This is a genomic window from Micromonospora sp. WMMD998 (assembly GCF_029581235.1).
Taxonomy (GTDB): Bacteria; Actinomycetota; Actinomycetes; order Mycobacteriales; family Micromonosporaceae; genus Micromonospora.
Map to the genome: position 1 here is coordinate 3,684,233 of NZ_CP120740.1, position 15,126 is coordinate 3,699,358.

The 15,126-nt window shown below is 74.9% G+C and carries 17 protein-coding genes and 1 pseudogene; 6 read left to right on the top strand and 12 right to left on the bottom strand.

The window, feature by feature from the left end:
• Positions 1–3: 3 nt before the first annotated feature.
• Positions 4–804 carry an AraC family transcriptional regulator gene (locus tag O7619_RS16775; protein WP_282281857.1) on the top strand — a complete coding sequence of 267 codons (801 nt, stop codon included), beginning with the start codon at positions 4–6 and terminating at the stop codon, positions 802–804.
• A gap of 32 nt (positions 805–836) precedes the next feature.
• On the opposite strand, the gene O7619_RS16780 is transcribed toward O7619_RS16775, so the two are convergent.
• Positions 837–2,093 (bottom strand): MFS transporter, encoded by a 1,257-nt coding sequence (locus O7619_RS16780; protein ID WP_282281858.1) that lies wholly within the window; start codon positions 2,091–2,093, stop codon positions 837–839.
• A gap of 91 nt (positions 2,094–2,184) precedes the next feature.
• Between O7619_RS16780 and O7619_RS16785 the strand changes: the two genes are divergently transcribed.
• Both O7619_RS16785 and O7619_RS16790 read left to right on the top strand, forming a co-directional pair.
• Positions 2,185–3,135, top strand: a complete 951-nt coding sequence (locus O7619_RS16785) for a LysR family transcriptional regulator (RefSeq protein WP_282281860.1) — start codon at positions 2,185–2,187, stop codon at positions 3,133–3,135.
• Positions 3,132–3,800: a hypothetical protein gene (locus O7619_RS16790; protein ID WP_282281861.1), complete on the top strand. Its 669-nt coding sequence runs from the start codon at positions 3,132–3,134 to the stop codon at positions 3,798–3,800. The genes O7619_RS16785 and O7619_RS16790 overlap by 4 nt, the downstream gene beginning before the upstream one ends.
• A gap of 7 nt (positions 3,801–3,807) precedes the next feature.
• Here the strand turns inward: O7619_RS16790 and O7619_RS16795 are convergent, their stop codons facing one another.
• Entirely contained in the window at positions 3,808–4,905 is a 1,098-nt protein-coding gene (locus tag O7619_RS16795; protein WP_282281862.1) for a winged helix DNA-binding domain-containing protein, read from the bottom strand.
• Positions 4,906–5,029: 124 nt separating this feature from the next.
• Positions 5,030–5,590 (bottom strand): dihydrofolate reductase family protein, encoded by a 561-nt coding sequence (locus tag O7619_RS16800; RefSeq protein WP_282281864.1) that lies wholly within the window; start codon positions 5,588–5,590, stop codon positions 5,030–5,032.
• Between the two features lie 118 nt (positions 5,591–5,708).
• On the opposite strand from O7619_RS16800, the gene O7619_RS16805 reads away from it, so the two are divergent.
• Entirely contained in the window at positions 5,709–6,674 is a 966-nt protein-coding gene (locus O7619_RS16805; RefSeq protein WP_282281867.1) for an RNA polymerase subunit sigma-70, read from the top strand.
• 20 nt (positions 6,675–6,694) lie between these two features.
• Here O7619_RS16805 and O7619_RS16810 read toward each other — a convergent pair whose 3' ends face one another.
• From O7619_RS16810 to O7619_RS16845, 8 genes and pseudogenes are all read right to left on the bottom strand, one after another.
• Positions 6,695–7,063 carry a nuclear transport factor 2 family protein gene (locus O7619_RS16810; RefSeq protein ID WP_282281868.1) on the bottom strand — a complete coding sequence of 123 codons (369 nt, stop codon included), beginning with the start codon at positions 7,061–7,063 and terminating at the stop codon, positions 6,695–6,697.
• 85 nt (positions 7,064–7,148) lie between these two features.
• Entirely contained in the window at positions 7,149–7,328 is a 180-nt protein-coding gene (locus O7619_RS16815; RefSeq protein WP_281583385.1) for a hypothetical protein, read from the bottom strand.
• A gap of 73 nt (positions 7,329–7,401) precedes the next feature.
• A complete protein-coding gene (locus O7619_RS16820) occupies positions 7,402–8,112 on the bottom strand; it encodes a spermidine synthase (protein WP_282281871.1) in 711 nt (236 codons plus the stop codon).
• Positions 8,113–8,195: 83 nt separating this feature from the next.
• Positions 8,196–8,804, bottom strand: a complete 609-nt coding sequence (locus O7619_RS16825) for a class I SAM-dependent methyltransferase (RefSeq protein ID WP_282281872.1) — start codon at positions 8,802–8,804, stop codon at positions 8,196–8,198.
• A gap of 7 nt (positions 8,805–8,811) precedes the next feature.
• Positions 8,812–9,639, bottom strand: a pseudogene (locus tag O7619_RS16830) (sulfite exporter TauE/SafE family protein); the annotation flags it as partial.
• Positions 9,636–10,223 (bottom strand): rhodanese-like domain-containing protein, encoded by a 588-nt coding sequence (locus O7619_RS16835; protein ID WP_282281875.1) that lies wholly within the window; start codon positions 10,221–10,223, stop codon positions 9,636–9,638. The gene O7619_RS16835 and the pseudogene O7619_RS16830, both read right to left, overlap by 4 nt.
• A gap of 107 nt (positions 10,224–10,330) precedes the next feature.
• Entirely contained in the window at positions 10,331–11,731 is a 1,401-nt protein-coding gene (locus O7619_RS16840) for an MBL fold metallo-hydrolase (protein ID WP_282281876.1), read from the bottom strand.
• Positions 11,732–11,859: 128 nt separating this feature from the next.
• The gene (locus O7619_RS16845) at positions 11,860–12,129 is read right to left on the bottom strand and encodes a metal-sensitive transcriptional regulator (RefSeq protein WP_281583379.1); all 270 of its coding nucleotides are present in this window, start codon (positions 12,127–12,129) and stop codon (positions 11,860–11,862) included.
• Positions 12,130–12,291: 162 nt separating this feature from the next.
• On the opposite strand from O7619_RS16845, the gene eccB reads away from it, so the two are divergent.
• Positions 12,292–13,674 (top strand): type VII secretion protein EccB, encoded by a 1,383-nt coding sequence (eccB, locus tag O7619_RS16850; RefSeq protein WP_282281878.1) that lies wholly within the window; start codon positions 12,292–12,294, stop codon positions 13,672–13,674.
• Between the two features lie 13 nt (positions 13,675–13,687).
• Here eccB and O7619_RS16855 read toward each other — a convergent pair whose 3' ends face one another.
• The gene (locus tag O7619_RS16855) at positions 13,688–14,290 is read right to left on the bottom strand and encodes a class I SAM-dependent methyltransferase (protein WP_282281880.1); all 603 of its coding nucleotides are present in this window, start codon (positions 14,288–14,290) and stop codon (positions 13,688–13,690) included.
• A 156-nt stretch (positions 14,291–14,446) separates the two neighbouring features.
• Between O7619_RS16855 and O7619_RS16860 the strand changes: the two genes are divergently transcribed.
• Positions 14,447–14,842, top strand: a complete 396-nt coding sequence (locus tag O7619_RS16860; protein WP_282281881.1) for a DUF2267 domain-containing protein — start codon at positions 14,447–14,449, stop codon at positions 14,840–14,842.
• Positions 14,843–15,126 lie beyond the last annotated feature (284 nt).

Here is a 15,126-nt window from a genome sequence, read left to right on the forward strand (position 1 = left end):
GACGTGAGGGCCGGCCCGGCGGGCGCGACGATCTCGGCGTGGCGGCCACGCCTGGACGGCGTGGTGGAGGTGCTGCACGCCCACTTCACCGGCCACGCCTATCCGATGCACGCGCACGACGCCTGGGCGCTGCTGATCGTCGACGAGGGCGGGGTCCGCTACGACCTGGACCGGCACGAGCGCGGTGCGTCCGGCGACCTGGTCACCCTGCTCCCGCCGCACGTGCCGCACAACGGCACGTCCGCGAGCGCGCACGGTTTTCGCAAGCGGGTCCTCTACCTCGCCCCCGACCAACTGCCGGACGCGCTCGTCGGCGCCTCGGTCGACAACTCCGCCTTCGCCGATCCGTCGCTGCGCCGTGCCGTCTCCCGGTTGCACCACGCGATCCGCCGGCCCGGGGAGGAGTTGGAGGCGGAGAGCCGGCTGGTCGCCGTCACCGAGCGGCTGCGGGTCCACCTCGGCCATCCGGGGCTGCCGGCCCGGCTCGACCGCACGCCCGCGCACCGGCTGCGTGAGCTGCTGGAGGCGAACGTGGTCGCCGGGGTGTCGCTGCGGGAGGCCGCGGCCACCCTGCACTTCCACCCGGCCTACCTGGTGCGCTCCTTCGGCCGCGAGTTCGGCATGCCGCCCCACAAGTATCTGATCTCCCGGCGCGTCGACCTGGCCCGCCGGCTCATCCTCGCCGGCGAGCCGCTCCACTCGGTCGCCGCGAGCAGTGGCTTCCATGACCAGCCGCACCTGAACCGCCACTTCACGCGGATCCTGGGCGTCAGCCCGAAGCGGTTCGCCCCGGCCCGCCACTGACGGAACGGGCGCTCTGCCGTCCAGCGCCGACATCACGCGCCGATCCGTCCGGCCGGTGCGGCCACCCGGGCACCGACCGCCGGCGGGTGCGACCGCAGGAGCGCCGCGCCGGGCAGCAGGAGCGGGGTGGCGAGCAGGCACACGCCGGAGACGACGATCGCGGCCAGCGGGCCGGTGACGGTGGCGAGCACACCCCACACCAGCGTCAACGCGGCCTGCGTGAGCCGGCTGCCGACACTCCACGCGCTCAGCACCCGGGCGACCCGGTCCGGGGGAGTGCGGCGCAGCCGTTCGGCGGCGTGGATCGGGTTGAACACCCCCATGCACGTGATCAGCAGGGTCTCCACGACGATCACGGTGAGCAGTCCGGTGACGCCCGGCCCGACCAACGCGAGACCGAGCGGGAAGATCGAGCGCAGCCAGCCGGACCCGGCCAGCACCCGGTGCGGCCCGTACCGCGCCACCAGGCGGGGGCAGAGGCGGGCGCCCACGAGGCCGCCGAGCGCCGGCACGCCGAAGGCGAGACCGTACTGCCAGGCCGGGAAGCCGTACTCGCCGAGCAGCAGGACGGCCAGCAGCGGACCGGTGGCCGTGATCAGCCCGTTGACGACGATCGAGTTGAGGAACAGGCGTCGCAGCACCCGGTCGTACCGGATGAACCGCCAACCGGCGAGCAGCGCGGCGGCGCGCGACCCGTCGGCCCGCGGCGCCGCGACGTCGTCGCCGCGGATGCGGCGGACCGCCAGCGCGGACAGCAGGTAGCTCACCGCGTCGGCGGTGACGGTGACGACCGGGCCGAGCAGCCCGACCAGCGCGCCGCCGAGCGGCGGACCGGCCGCGACCGCCACCCAGCTCGTGCCCTCGAACCGTCCGTTCGCCACCACCAGGTGGTCGCCGCGGACCAGATGCTTCAGGTACGCGCCGGACGCCGCCGTGAAAGCGATGCCCGCCGTCCCGGTCACCACCGCGACGACAAGCAACTGCCCGTAGGAGAGAAGACCCAGGCCGTACGCGACGGGCACGCTCACCATGGCGGCGAACCGGACCACGTCCATGGCGATCATCACGGGGCGCTTGCGTCGGTGCTCGACCCACGGGCCGAGCGGGACCGCGACGAGCGCCGCGACGGCCAGCCCGGCCGCCTCCAGCAGCGACACCGCGAACGCCGACGAGTGCAGCACCTGCACCGCGAGCAGCGGAAACGCCCCGAAGGCGAGCCACGTGCCGTACGTGCTGACCGCGTACGCCGACCACAGCCGGCCGAAGTCGGCCCCCAGATTCTCCCGCACCCCGGCATCAGACCGGTCGAGGCGGCGGCGGAGCAAACAACCGCCGACCGGCGAGCCACAACCATCGGTTGTGCGGCCCTAGGGTGGGCCGGTGGACACCGAGGCAGTGCGATCGTTCGTCCGGGCGGCCGAGCTGGGGCAGCTACGACACGCCGCCGACGAACTGGGCGTCACCCCGCAGGCCGTCTCGAAACGGGTCGCCGCCCTGGAGCGGGAACTGGCGGTCCGCCTGTTCACCCGTACCGCCCGGGGGGTCGAGCTGACCCTCGACGGCCAGGCGTTCCTCCCGCACGCCCGGGACGTCGTCGCGACCGCCGGCCGGGCCGTCGCCGCGGTCCGGCCCGGCTCGCGGGCGCTGCGGATCGACGTGCTCGGCCTGCGCAGCGCGCAGGCCGTCATCCTGCACGACTACTGGCGGTCGCGACCCGGCGTCGACCTCGACGTGGTGACGGTCCGGGTCGACGATCCGCACCTGGTCGCCGCCGCCGTCCGGGCCGGCGACCTCGACGCCGCCTTCCGCACCGTCACCGACCCGGCGACGCTGCCGCCCGGCGTACGGATGGTCCACGCCTTCGACAACCCGCTGGAACTCCTCGTCGGCCCCCGGCACCCGCTCGCCGCCGCCCGCACCCTCAGCCCGCCCGACCTGCGCAAACTCCGGATCTGGGTGCCGGGCATCGTGGCCCGCAGCGAATGGTCCGAGTTCTACGACGAGGTGGCCACCGCCTTCGACCTGCGCATCGACGCGACCGGCCCGAACTTCGGCGTCGAGGTGCTCCTCGACGCGCTGGCGGACGCCGCCGACCTGGCCACCTTCGTCGGCGCGCGCGACCGCCACCTCTGGCCGGCCGGCCACGACCTGCGCCGCATCCCGATCGTCAACCCGACGCTCGCGTACCCGATCTCGCTCATGCTGCCGGCGGCGAACCCGCACCCGGCGCTCGGGCCGCTCATCGACCATCTCGCGGGCCTGCCGGCACCGCCCCGGCCGGTGTGGCACCCGTCCTGGTCCGCCGGTGAGCGCGATACCGTGCCGGGGTGATTCAGGCTTCGGCGACGTCGGTCGTCGCCCCGTCCACGCTCGACTACTACCTGCTGGGCCCGGCCGCGCCGGTCGGACTGCTGGTGGAGGAGTTCGAGTTGGCCGACGACCTGTCCGCCACGCGCCTGCGTACCGCCGGTTGGACGCCGGCGGACGGCGGCTGGTGGAGTGCGGCGGCGTTCGCGCGGGCGGTCCGCGCGGACCCGGACGTGCGCGCCCGGGTGCGCGCGGTCACCCGCGCCGACGCGGAGGAGACCTACCGCCGGCTGGGCGGCGGGATGCTGCCGGACGACGACGCGCTGCGGGACCACTTCCGGGACGACGTGCCGTTGGCGGCGAGCGCGCCGCTGCGGCTCGGCTTCGGCCCGGCCGTGCACCGGGTGCTGTTCGCCGGTGACCTCGACGCCGAGCGGCTGACCGACCTGCGAGCGGCCCTGCGCCTCGACGGGGGCACCGACCCGGGTGTGGTCGGCACCGGTCGGCTGCACCTCGACGGGACGGCGTTGCGCTGGGACCTGCGTCGCGTCGGCGGCGGGGTGGCGTGGTGCCTGGACGTGACCGCCGAGCCGCTCGACCGGGAGGCGCTGCGCCCGCTGCTCCACCGGCTCACCGGCGTCGTCCGACACCACGGCCTGGTGCCCGCGACGATCGAGTGCTTCGCCTGAGCCATGATCAGCGGGAGTCGGCGAACTCGACACCCGCGAGGGTGGCCGAGCGGTGCGCGGCGAGGCGTTCGGCCTGCTCGACGACGGCCCGGCGGCGGCTGTCGGGGAGCTTCTGCCACGGCTGGACGGTGACCGTCAGGCGGGTGCCGGACTTGCGGGGACGCCAGGCGGCGATCAGGTCGCCGTCGACCAGCACCGCGCCCGGCCGGCCCAGCACCGGCCACAACTCCTTGGCCCGGGCCGCGTCCGGCGCCAGCGTCGCCCGGTCCTTCGCCTGGAGGAACAGGTCGAACGGGCCGAGCAGGCGGGTCCCGGTGCCCCCGGCCGACGCCAGCGCCGCCTCGTCGGCGGCCAGGAGCCAGCGTGTCTCGCCGTCGACGGTCACCTCGACCACGTCCTGCGGCCAGCGGGCCTTCACGTCCCTGACCGGGGCGTCGAGGTAGTCGGCCACGTGCTTCGGCGTGGCCGGGCCGAGCAGCCGGAGGTAGGCGCGGACCAGGTCGAACCGCTCGCCCGGGGCCGCCGCCCGGCGGAACCGCGGAATGCGGCGCAGGACCGGCGGCGAGGTGCCGGGCGTCAGCTCCAACCCGGCGCGTACGGCGGCCAGCCGGAACGGCATCTCGTAGAGGTGGGTGGCACCGCACGGCCGGCAGAACCGCAGGTAGGGTTCGGGCAGCATGGTGGCGAGGCGGCCCGAGACGTCGCCCTTGACGGTCGGCTCGGTGACGATCGCCCGCATGCCGGCGGCCACCTCGTCGAGCGCGTCGAGGATCCCGAGGCCGGCCGCCCGCAACGGCTTGGCCGCGTCGTAGATCCGCTTGGCCGCGTCGGCGTCCGAGAACGGCTCCACCGAGGCCGCCACCCGGTCGATGTCGGCCCGGCGGTAGAGGTGGGGAGCGCCGCGCACGGTCCACAGCACGACCAGGTCGTCGTCGGCCGGCGCGGCCACGTCGACGCCGCGCAGGGCCAGCGCCCACCGGCCGCCGTCGGGGCCGGTGTCCTGCACCCCGAGGTCGAGCACGGCCGTGTCGTCCAGCGCGCCCTTGGCACGGTCGAGCTGCTGGGCCCGGACGCGGAAGCCCATCACCTGCCGACGGTCCACCATCGCCACAGCGTAGGCGTCGGCACCGACACCGGCCGCGGGACGCGGCAGGCGCCGGCACGCCGACGACGGCGGGCGGCTGCTCAGCGCACCCCCTGGTCCACGATCGGCGCGGAGACCGAGCTGCTCACCGGGTGCGGCGCAGCACCGTGAACGTGGCCGCGCCGACCGGTTCGGCCACGGTGAACCGGAAGTCGGCGGGCGGGCCGTCGGCGAAGAGCCGGTCACCCCGGCCGAGGACCGTCGGGAAGGTGATCAGCCGGTACTCGTCGACCACGTCGGCCCGGGCCAGCGCCCGCACCAGGCTCAGGCTGCCGATCACCACCACGTCCCGCCGCGTACGCTCCTCGGCGGCCCAGGCCACCGGGTCGCCGGTGATCGCCGCCGAGTTCGACCAGGCGGTCGCGTCGATGCCGGTCCGGGTCGCCACCCGCTTCGGCACGGCGTTCATCAGCCGGGGATAGTCCCCGTCCCGGCTCGGCCAGAGCCCGGCGACGTGCTCCCAGGTCCGCCGGCCGTAGAGCTGGACGCCGCGCTCCATCCGCTCCCCGAGGCGGAACTTGTCGCCCGCGACCGCCTCCGGCCCGTACCGGAACGCCCAGCCGCCGTGGTCGGTCCCCCCGCGCCCGTCGGGGTCGGAGACCACGCCGTCAAGCGTGACGAACGAAATGACGATGACGTCGCCCATCGAAGGCTCCCTGCGATCGTGGCGGCTCCGGTCGGTGCCGCCCTCACCCCGCACATACCGGCGCGACGCGCGGAACTCATCGCCACCGGGAAAGGGAGTTCCGCGTAGGCTCGCACGGGTGGTGGGGGACCCGACGCAGCACGAGGCGTACCGCGGCGACCTGCTGGCGCACTGCTACCGGATGCTCGGCTCGGTCGACGAGGCCGAGGACGTGGTGCAGGAGACCCTCGTGCGGGCCTGGCGGGCGGCCGACCGGTACGACCCGCGGCAGGCGTCGCTGCGCACCTGGCTGCACCGGATCGCCACGAACGCCTGCCTCACCGCCCTGGCGGGGCGGGCCCGGCGGCCGTTGCCGAGCGGCCTCGGCCCGCCCGGCGACGACCCGCACGCGCCGCTGGTGCCGAGCCGGCACGTCTCCTGGTTGCAGCCGTTCCCGGACACCCGGCTCGGTGACCCGGCGGACGCCGTCGAGCAGCGTGCCGGGCTGCGGCTGGCCCTGGTCGCGGCGCTGCACCTGCTGCCGGCGCGGCAACGGGCCGTGCTGCTGCTGCGCGAGGTGCTCCAACTGCCCGCGGCCGAGGTGGCGCAGGCCCTGGACAGCAGCGTCGCCTCGGTGCACAGCAGCCTGCAACGGGCCCGGGCGACGCTGCGGGCCGCCGGGCCGGTGCTCGACGAGTGGCGTGAGCCCGCCGACCCGGACGAGCAGGCGGTGGTCGCGCGCTACCTGGCCGCGTTCGAGGCGGCCGACGTGCCCGGCCTGACCCGGCTGCTGGCCGACGACGTGGTGTTGGAGATGCCGCCGGTGCCGCTCTGGCTCGCCGGTCGGGCGCACTACCGCGAGTTCATGGAGCGGGTCTTCGCCCTGCGCGGCCCCGGCTGGCGGCTGCGACAGGTGGCGGCCAACGGCAGCCCGGCCCTGGCGGCGTACGCGCCGGACCCGGCGACCGGTGGCGGCCGGGCACACTCGATCCAGGTGTTCACCGTGCGGGACGGGCTGATCCGGCGGTGCGTGACGTTCGCCGACCCGGCGGTGTTCGACCCGTTCGGATTGCCGCGCACGGTCGAAGCCCACCTCGCCGTGTGACATTCGCATCGGTCGACGGCTCACGGTCGCGGGCGGATCTCCATCTCGGCCACCAAGCCGTCGACGAGACGGTAGACGTGCGTGACCGTGTCGTTCGCCAACTTGGCCCCGGCCTTGTCCCGCACCACCTGACGCACCGACACCGCGACGCGGCCGTCGGCTTCCTCCGTGAACGCGGTCGGCGTGACCGACGGCTCGATCTCGGCCCACTGCCGGCGCCAGTAGGCGCTCACCTCGGCCCGGCCGTGGAGCACGCCTCCCTCCCAGCCGTTGGGCCAGCAGACGTCGGGCGTCATCGCCGCCAGCAGCGTCGGCATGTCGCGTGCGTTGAACGCCTGGTAGAGCCCCGCGAGCCGGGAACGCGCCGCGTCGGGTCCGGGTGCCGTCATGCGTCGAGTGTGGCCGTCCGGGCCCGGTGGCGCGCGGCCACTTCGCGCTCAGCAGAACGTGGCCCTCGGCGGGCCAGGTCCTCCCTCAGCGGCGGGGTGTCGAGTGGTGGTGCACCACCCGCCGGGTCTTCAGGATCCCGAAGATGATGACCGCGGCCAGCGCGATCACGCCGATGATCACGAGCCAGCGGACCGCCTCCAGCAGCAGCCCGAGCAGGATGAGCACGCCGGCGACCACGCCGACCACCCAGAGCAACGCGCGCATGTGGTGCCTCCCGTCTCCTACGGTCGGGCGGGCGCTTTCCCACTGCTCCGGCGACCATGCCCGCCACCGGCGGTCAACGTCGCGCCACGTAGACGGTGTTCGCCGCCTCCCGCCCCTGCAACGGGTTGGGAAACCGGACGACGTGCGCCACCGAGGTCGGGAACACCTCGGTCAGCGTGCGCTGGAACGCCGGGTCCGGCGGGTCGTTCGACCAGAGCGCGAACACCCCGTCCGGGTGCAGCAGCGCGGCCAGCCGACGCAGCCCCTCGACGGTGTAGAAGGGGGCGTGGCCGGGGTGCAGCACGTGGCGTGGCGAGTGGTCCACGTCGAGAAGCACCGCGTGGAACCGCCGCCCGGGCTCGTCCGGGTCGAAGCCGCCGTCGGCGACCGCGGCGAAGAAGTCCGCCCGGACGAAGCGGGTACGCGGGTCCGCCGCCAGGCCGGCGGCGAACGGCAGCAGGTCCTGCCGGTGCCAGTCGATGACGTCCTCGATCGCCTCGACCACCAGCAGCGAGCGCACCCGGGCGTCCTCGAGCGCGGTACGCGCGGTGTAGCCGAGGCCGAGCCCGCCGACCACCACGTCCAGCGACTCCCCGGTGAGCGGGGCCAGCCCGAGCCGGGCCAGCTCGATCTCCGCCACCGGGAAGGCGCTGGACATGAGGTATTCGTCGCCGAGTTTCACCTCGTACACGTCGGCGTCCAGTGCCGGGTCGCGTCGCCGGCGCAGGCTGATCTCCCCGATCGGCGTCTCCCGCCAGGCCAGTTCCTCGAAACGCACGCCCACCCGGTGTCCCCTCCGCCGCTCCCGTCCCCGGGATGCTACCGGCCGGCACGGGGGTGGCCGGCGGGAACGACCGCTCGGGTGGCTCAGTCGGCGGGGCGGTTGGCCACCACCACGGTGTCAAGCGCGTCGACCGTGCCGCCGTCCGTGGTCGGCACCGGTCGGCGGGCCGTCTCCGCCCGCCGGATGCGCAGCCCGGCCAGCCCGTCGACCACCGCCTCCGGAGTGAGCAGCACACTCGGGTCCTGCGGGCCGCCGGTGCCGCCGTCGAGGTTCGCCAGGTCGTGGCCGACCACCACGAGCGTGCCGCCGGGACGCAGCGCCGAGCGCGCCGCGGCGAGCACGCCGGCGAAGTCGGCGGCGGGCAGGTGCAGGTAGCTGATCAGCACCAGGTCGTAGCTGCCCGGCACCGGCCGGTACGCGGTCACGTCGGCGATCCGCCAGTCGACCGCGACGCCCCGCGCGGCGGCCAGCTCACGCCCTCGTTCGACGGCCACGGTCGAGAAGTCCACCGCGTTGACCCGCCACCCCTGGCCGGCGAGCCAGACCGCGTTGCGCCCCTCGCCCGCGGCCATGTCCAGTGCTGACCCGGGACTCAGGCCGGCGACCGACTCGACCACGAAACGGTTGGGCTCGGCGCTCCACACCAGTCCGGATGCGTTGGCGTACCGCTCGTTCCAGGCATGACTGTCCACAGTGTTACCTCCTTCGGCGGCCCCACACCGCCCAGGTGACCGTACCGGCCGTGGCAAGGACGGCCAGCCCGACTCCGGCAACCGTGGGCAGTTGCCGGGCCAGCACGAACACGCCCATCACCACGACGAACCAGCCGAACGCGCGGCGCAGGACGTCCGCCGGGATCCGGCCGGCCAGCCGGCCGCCGAGCAGGCTGCCGGCGATCGCGGCGGCGGTGACCGCGGTCGCCAGGCCCCAGTTGACGTTGACGCTGAACAGGTAGCCGGCCAGGCCGGCGGCGGACTTCATCGCGATGACGACGAGCGACGTGCCGACCGCGATCGGCATCGGCAGGCCGCCGAGCAGGGCCAGGGCGGGCACCACCAGGAAGCCCCCGCCGGCGCCGACGAGGCCGGTGACCAGCCCGACGACGACGCCGTCGAGGACGACCCGGAACACCGGCAGCTCGTGCGGCACGGGCGGGCCCGCGGCAGGGCTCCTCCCGCGGATCATCGCGACTGCCGTGGCGAGCATCAGCAGCGCGAACGCGGTGAGCAGGACGCTCGCCGGGACGTACTGGGCCAGCCGGCCGCCGGCGTACGCGCCGGTCATGCCGGCCAGGCCGAAGATCAGACCGGTGCGCCAGCGCACCCGGTGGGCGCGGACGTGCGGCAGCACGCCGACGGCGCTCGTCGCGCCGACCACGAGCAGCGAGGTGGCGATGGCCTCCTTGGCGGGCAGGCCGGCGACGTAGACGAGCAACGGCACCGCGAGGATGGACCCGCCGCCGCCGAGCAGGCCGAGGCTCACCCCGATCAGCACCGCGCCGACCAGGGTCAGCACCAGGGCGGTCACGACCGTCGTCCGGCGTCGCGCAGTTGGCCGACGACGGTGTCCAGGTCGCAGCGCGCGCCCCGGTTGTACGGCAGCCTGCTGAGCAGCATGCCCATGGCGCAGGTGTTCGAGACGGCGGCGACGGTGAGGCCGGCGCCGATGAACCCGGCGATCCACTTCAGGCCGGGCACCCAGACCGAGCCGACCACGGCCGCCAGCACGATCGCGCCGGCGACCAGGCGGACCTGGCGTTCCAGGTCCCAACGCGGCCGGCCCCGGTTGACCGGGGCGTTCGTGGCCTGCCAGGCCAGCATGCCGCCGTCGAGAACCTTGAGGTGGGGCAGGCCGGCGGTGGCGAGCGCCTGCCCGGCCTGGGCGGCGCGGGCACCGGAGCGGCAGATCAGCACCACGTCCTCGTCGAGGTGGGCACGCAGCTCGTCGCGGTGTTCCCGGAGCAGGTCCAGCGGCACGTTGTACGCGCCGGGTACGTGCGCGGTCTCGAACTCGCCCGGGGTGCGGACGTCCAGCATCCGAGGGGCGTGGCCGGTGGCGATCAGCTCGCGCAAGGTGGTCGCGTCGACGGTCGACGGGTTGGTCGTGGTCATGGTTCTCCTTCGGGGGCGGACGGCCGCCGGGTCGGCAGGAGCCCTCGCGGGCAGGGGGCATCACCGGCCGGCGCTGTCGGCGCGCCGGCCGGGTGGGGGAGCGGGGGTCAGGCGGTGGGCGCCATGCGGACGCCGGCCGCCTCGGCCCGAGCGAACACGTCGTCGATCAGCACGACGTCCCGACCGGCGTTGGCCAGCAGCGACGCGGCGGCGGTGGCCCGGTAGCCGGAGCCGCAGTGCACCCAGACCGTCCCGGCGGGCACGTCGGCGAGTCGTCCGGGCAGGTCGGGCAGCGGGATGTGCACCGCGCCGTCGACGTGCCCGGCCGTCCACTCGTTCGTCATCCGGACGTCGAGGACGACCTGCGGGTCCGGCAGGCCGGCCGGGGTGTCCCCGGCCTGCGCGTCGGCCAGGGCGCCGAAGTCGGCCACGGGCAGGTCACGCAGCTCCGACGGTGCGGTGGCCCACCGCTCGGGCGCGCCGGTGGCCTGGGCGGCGGGCCGGTCGATCCCGATCCGGACCAGCTCCCGCTGGGCCTCGGCGACCTGGTCCGGGGTCTCGGCCAGGAGGGTGATCGGGACGCCCCAGTCGATCAGCCAGCCGAGCCAGGTCGACATCGGCCCGTCCAGACCGAGGCTGACGGTGCCGGCGAGGTGCGACGCCGCGTACGCCTTGCGGTGCCGCAGGTCGACCACCCACTCGCCGGCGGCGATCCGGCGGCGCAGCTCGTCGGCGTCGGCGCGGGCCACCGGTGTGAGGTCCACCGGGGCGGGACCGGCGGCGTTGGCCACGCCCATGTGGGCGTAGTAGGCCGGGTAGGCGTCCAGGCCGGCGAGCGTCTCGGTGACGAACCGGTCGGCGGCCAGTCGCAGCACCGGGTTGACGTCCTTCTCCCGGCCGATGGTCGACTCGGGGGCGTCGGCCTGGCTGGCCGAGCAGAAGCTGCCGAAGCCGTGCGTCGGCCACACCTGCGCGCCGTCGGGCAGCAGGTCGGCCAGCTTGCGCGCGGAGGCGTGCTGGTGGTGCGCCAGCTCGTGGGCGTGTCGCTGGCCGAGCAGGTCGGTGCGGCCGGTGGTGCCGAACAGGAGCGAGCCGCCGGTGAACACGCCGACCGGCGTCCAGCCGCCGTCGCTCGCCTGGTCCAGCACGTAGGACAGGTGGTGGAAGGTGTGGCCCGGCGTGCCGACGATCCGCAGTCGCAGGTCGTCCGAGACCGGCACCACGTCGCCGTCGGCCACCGGCATCCGATCGAAGCCGACCTGGTCGGCGGCGGCGACCAGGTAGCGCGCGCCGGTGATCCGGGCCAGTTCCAGGCCGCCGGAGACGTAGTCGTTGTGGATGTGGGTTTCCACCACGTGGGTGATGCGCACCCCCTTGGCGCCGGCCAGGTGCAGGACCCGGTCGATGTCGCGCTGCGGGTCGACCACGACTGCCGTGCGGCCGTCGGAGGCCAGGTAGCTGCGGTCGCCGAGCGAGGACGTCGCGATGACGGACACCTCTGCGGTCATGGGTCGTTCTCCTCTCTCCTCGCCCTGCATACCCCGGGGGGTATGCAGGGCGCAGACTCCGGCCCGGGTTCAGGCACGGATTACCCGTCCGCGTCGCGATCAGGCGACGCGGGCGAGGGTCGGTGGAATCAGGCCAGGGAGAGGAAGAGCCTCTCCAGCTCCTCCTCGGTCATCTCCGGCTCCTCGCCCGCCTGGCGGGCGGTGCCGCAGTGCCGCATGCCAGAAGCGATGATCTTGAAGCCGGCCCGGTCGATGGCCTTGGACACCGCGGCGAGCTGGGTGAGCGCCGCGCGGCAGTCCTCGCCGTTCTCCATCATCTCGATCACGGCGTTGAGCTGTCCGCGGGCCCGCTTGAGTCGGGTCAGCGCGTCGCCGGTCATCTCGGGTCGTAGCTTCACGTCCCACCTCCTGGCCCGAATATACCCCCGGGGGTACCCGAAGCGCCACCGCCCCGAGTCCCGGTCGGCTGGTCATGAAAGGGGACGGCGGGGACGCAGGGTAGCTGGGGGATCCACGGAGTGCTTATTCTGTGCGCCGACGATCCCGGCGGAGGGACCCCGATGGCGTCGCGGCAGGACCAGCTGCACTCGTACCAGTTCACCGTCCAGCGGGCGGTCGCCGCGCTCGTCATGCGGGAGACCGACCCCGCGCAGTCGCCGTTCCGCCGGCTGGCCGGCGCCGGCCTGGCCAGCGTGCTGGTCGCGGTGATCGCACTGGGCGCGGTGGCGCTGTACGGCCTGTTCACCGGCGGCGGCAGCTCCTGGCGGGACACCGGCGCGGTGATCGTGGAGAAGGAGTCCGGCGCCCGGTTCGTCTACCGGGACGGGAAACTGCACCCGGTGCTCAACTACGCCTCGGCGCTGCTGATCATCGGGGCGGACCGGCCGAAGACCGTGCTCGTCACCCGCCGGGCCATCGACGGGGTGCCGCGTGGCCTGCCGCTCGGCATCGCCGACGCCCCGGACTCGCTGCCCGCGCCCAACCGGCTGGTCCGCGACGGCTGGACGCTCTGCTCGTCGGTGACCGGGGAGGCGGGGCAGGACCAGGCACGTTCGGCGCTGCTGATCGGGCGGGACGCGGCCGGCGGCCGGGCGCTCGGCGACCAGGGCCTGCTGGTCCGCCACCCGGACGGCGGCCTGCACCTGCTCTGGCACGACCGGCGTTACCTGCTGCGCGACACCGACCGGGTGCTCGCCGCGCTCGCCGCCACCCGGGAACGGGCCGTGCCGGTCGCGGCGGCGCTGCTCAACACGATCCCGGCCGGCGTCGACCTGGCCCCGCCGCCGGTCGGTGACCTCGGCGTACCCTCCGGGCGGGTGGCCGGGGCCACCGTGGGCGACGTCTACCTGGTGCGCAACTCCGGGGGTGGCCGGCAGTACGCGGTGGCCGCCCGCGACGGGCTGGCCGGCATCACCGAGTTGCAGGCCGCGTTGCTGCTGGCGCGCACCGGGCAGGGCGAGCCGGCGCCGATCACGCTGGGCCGGTTCGCCGCGCTGCCCAAGCTGCCCGACCTGGTGCCCGCCGGCCCGACCGCGCCGCCGGCCGTGCCGCCCCGGCTCGCCGCGCGCGAGGGCGGCGCGCTCTGCGCACGGGCCGGCGACGACGCGGGCGTACGCGAGATCCGGCTCGGGGTGGCCGCGCCGGACCTGACTGCCGTCGCGCACACCTCGGGGGGCCGGGGTGGGCTGGCCGACCAGGTCGTGGTGGAGCCGGGGCGCGGCGCGCTCGTGGAGGCGGCGGCGGCCCCGGGCGCCACCGGCGGCGCGGTGTGCGTGGTCACCGACCTGGGCCGGCGGTACGCGCTCGCCGGCGCGGACGTGGCGGGCATGCTCGGCTACGCCGGGGTTCGTCCGGTGCGGCTGCCGGCGGGCCTGGTCGACCTGCTGCCGGCGGGCAGTCCGCTCGACCCGGAGGCGGCCCGCACGGTCGCCGCCCCGGCCTGAGTGCCGCCGCGACTCAGGCGGGGCGGCGCAGCACGGTGACGGCGAACCCGGCGTCGTCGCGCCACGGCCGCAGGTCCCAGGTGGCGAAGCGGTGCTCGGGGCGCAGCCCGGCGGCCACCGCGTCGGCGTCCAGCGCGACGACCGGGTAGCCGCGGTCGGTGCCGAAGCCGACCACCACCACGCCGTCGGGGCGCACGTGCGCGGCGATCCGGGTGAGCACGTCCCGTTCGGTGCCGGGGGCGACGAAGGCCATCACGTTGCCGGCCACCACGGCGGCGTCGAACGGCTCGCCCTCGCCGTACCCGGGCAGGTCCAGCTCGGCCAGGTCGGCGACCAGGAAGCGGGGGCCGGGGTGGTCGGCGCGGGCCGCCTCGACGAGCGTCGGGTCGGCGTCCACCCCGACCACGGTGTGCCCCCGGGCGGCCAGCGCGGCGGCGACCCGGCCGGTGCCGCAGCCGGCGTCCAGGATCCGCGCGCCGGGCGGCACGAGCGCGTCCACCATCCGGGCCTCACCGGCCAGGTCCGCGCCCTCGGCGGCGAGGCGGCGGAACCGGTCGACGTACCACTGCGAGTGGCCGGGTTCGGTGTCGGTCACCCAGCGGGTCGGCTTGGCCATGGGCTCACGTTAGCCCGCGGACCTCCCGCCCGCCGTCGTGGCGGCGGGGCCGCGCCGACCCCGACCGGCGCGTCGTTTGGTGGGGGTGGGCGCGGGTACTCGCCGGGGTCGGCGGGCGGCGGCGGGTCGGTGGCCGGCGACGAGGGGAGGGGCGGCATGCGGTTTCCCATGTTCGTCGAGGCGGTGGCGCGCCGCGCGGAGCTTCCCGGCGACCAGGCCGCCACCATCTCCCGGGCGGTGTTGCAGACCCTCGCCGAGCGGATCACCGCCGACGAGTCGGCCGATCTGGCGGCCCAACTCCCGGACGACGTCGGCGGCTACCTGACGACGTCCGAGCCGGCCGGGGCGACCGGCGCCGTGGTGGACTTTCTCTTCCGGGTGGCCGACCGGGCCGCGGTGGATCCGGCGGTGGCCGAGGTGGGCACCCGGGGGGTGCTGGAGACGTTGCGCGAGACGGTCACCGTGGGTGAGTTCCAGGATCTGGTGGCGCAGTTGCCGAAGGGGTTCGACGCGATGGTGGACCCGATTCCGCGTCCGCCGTACGATGTCTGAGCAGGCTCCCCGCGATCCGGGTCGAGCTGCGGGCATCGAGGCCACCACTGAAGATTTCGCGGCCCAAAAGTACTTTCACCGTAAAATAACTCGCCAGTAGGTGCCTACGCTGAAAATCGTCTTCGCGCTAGAGGGATGATCGGACGGATTCCTCCGCCCGTGGTGCCAGGGGCCATCCCCCCTTCGGCTTGACCCGCATCGATGCTCTTCCGGTCGAGGGGTCGGGCCATATTCTGCTTCCAACGTGAAGTCCTGGGGGGGAATCAATGATCACGTTCATTCCA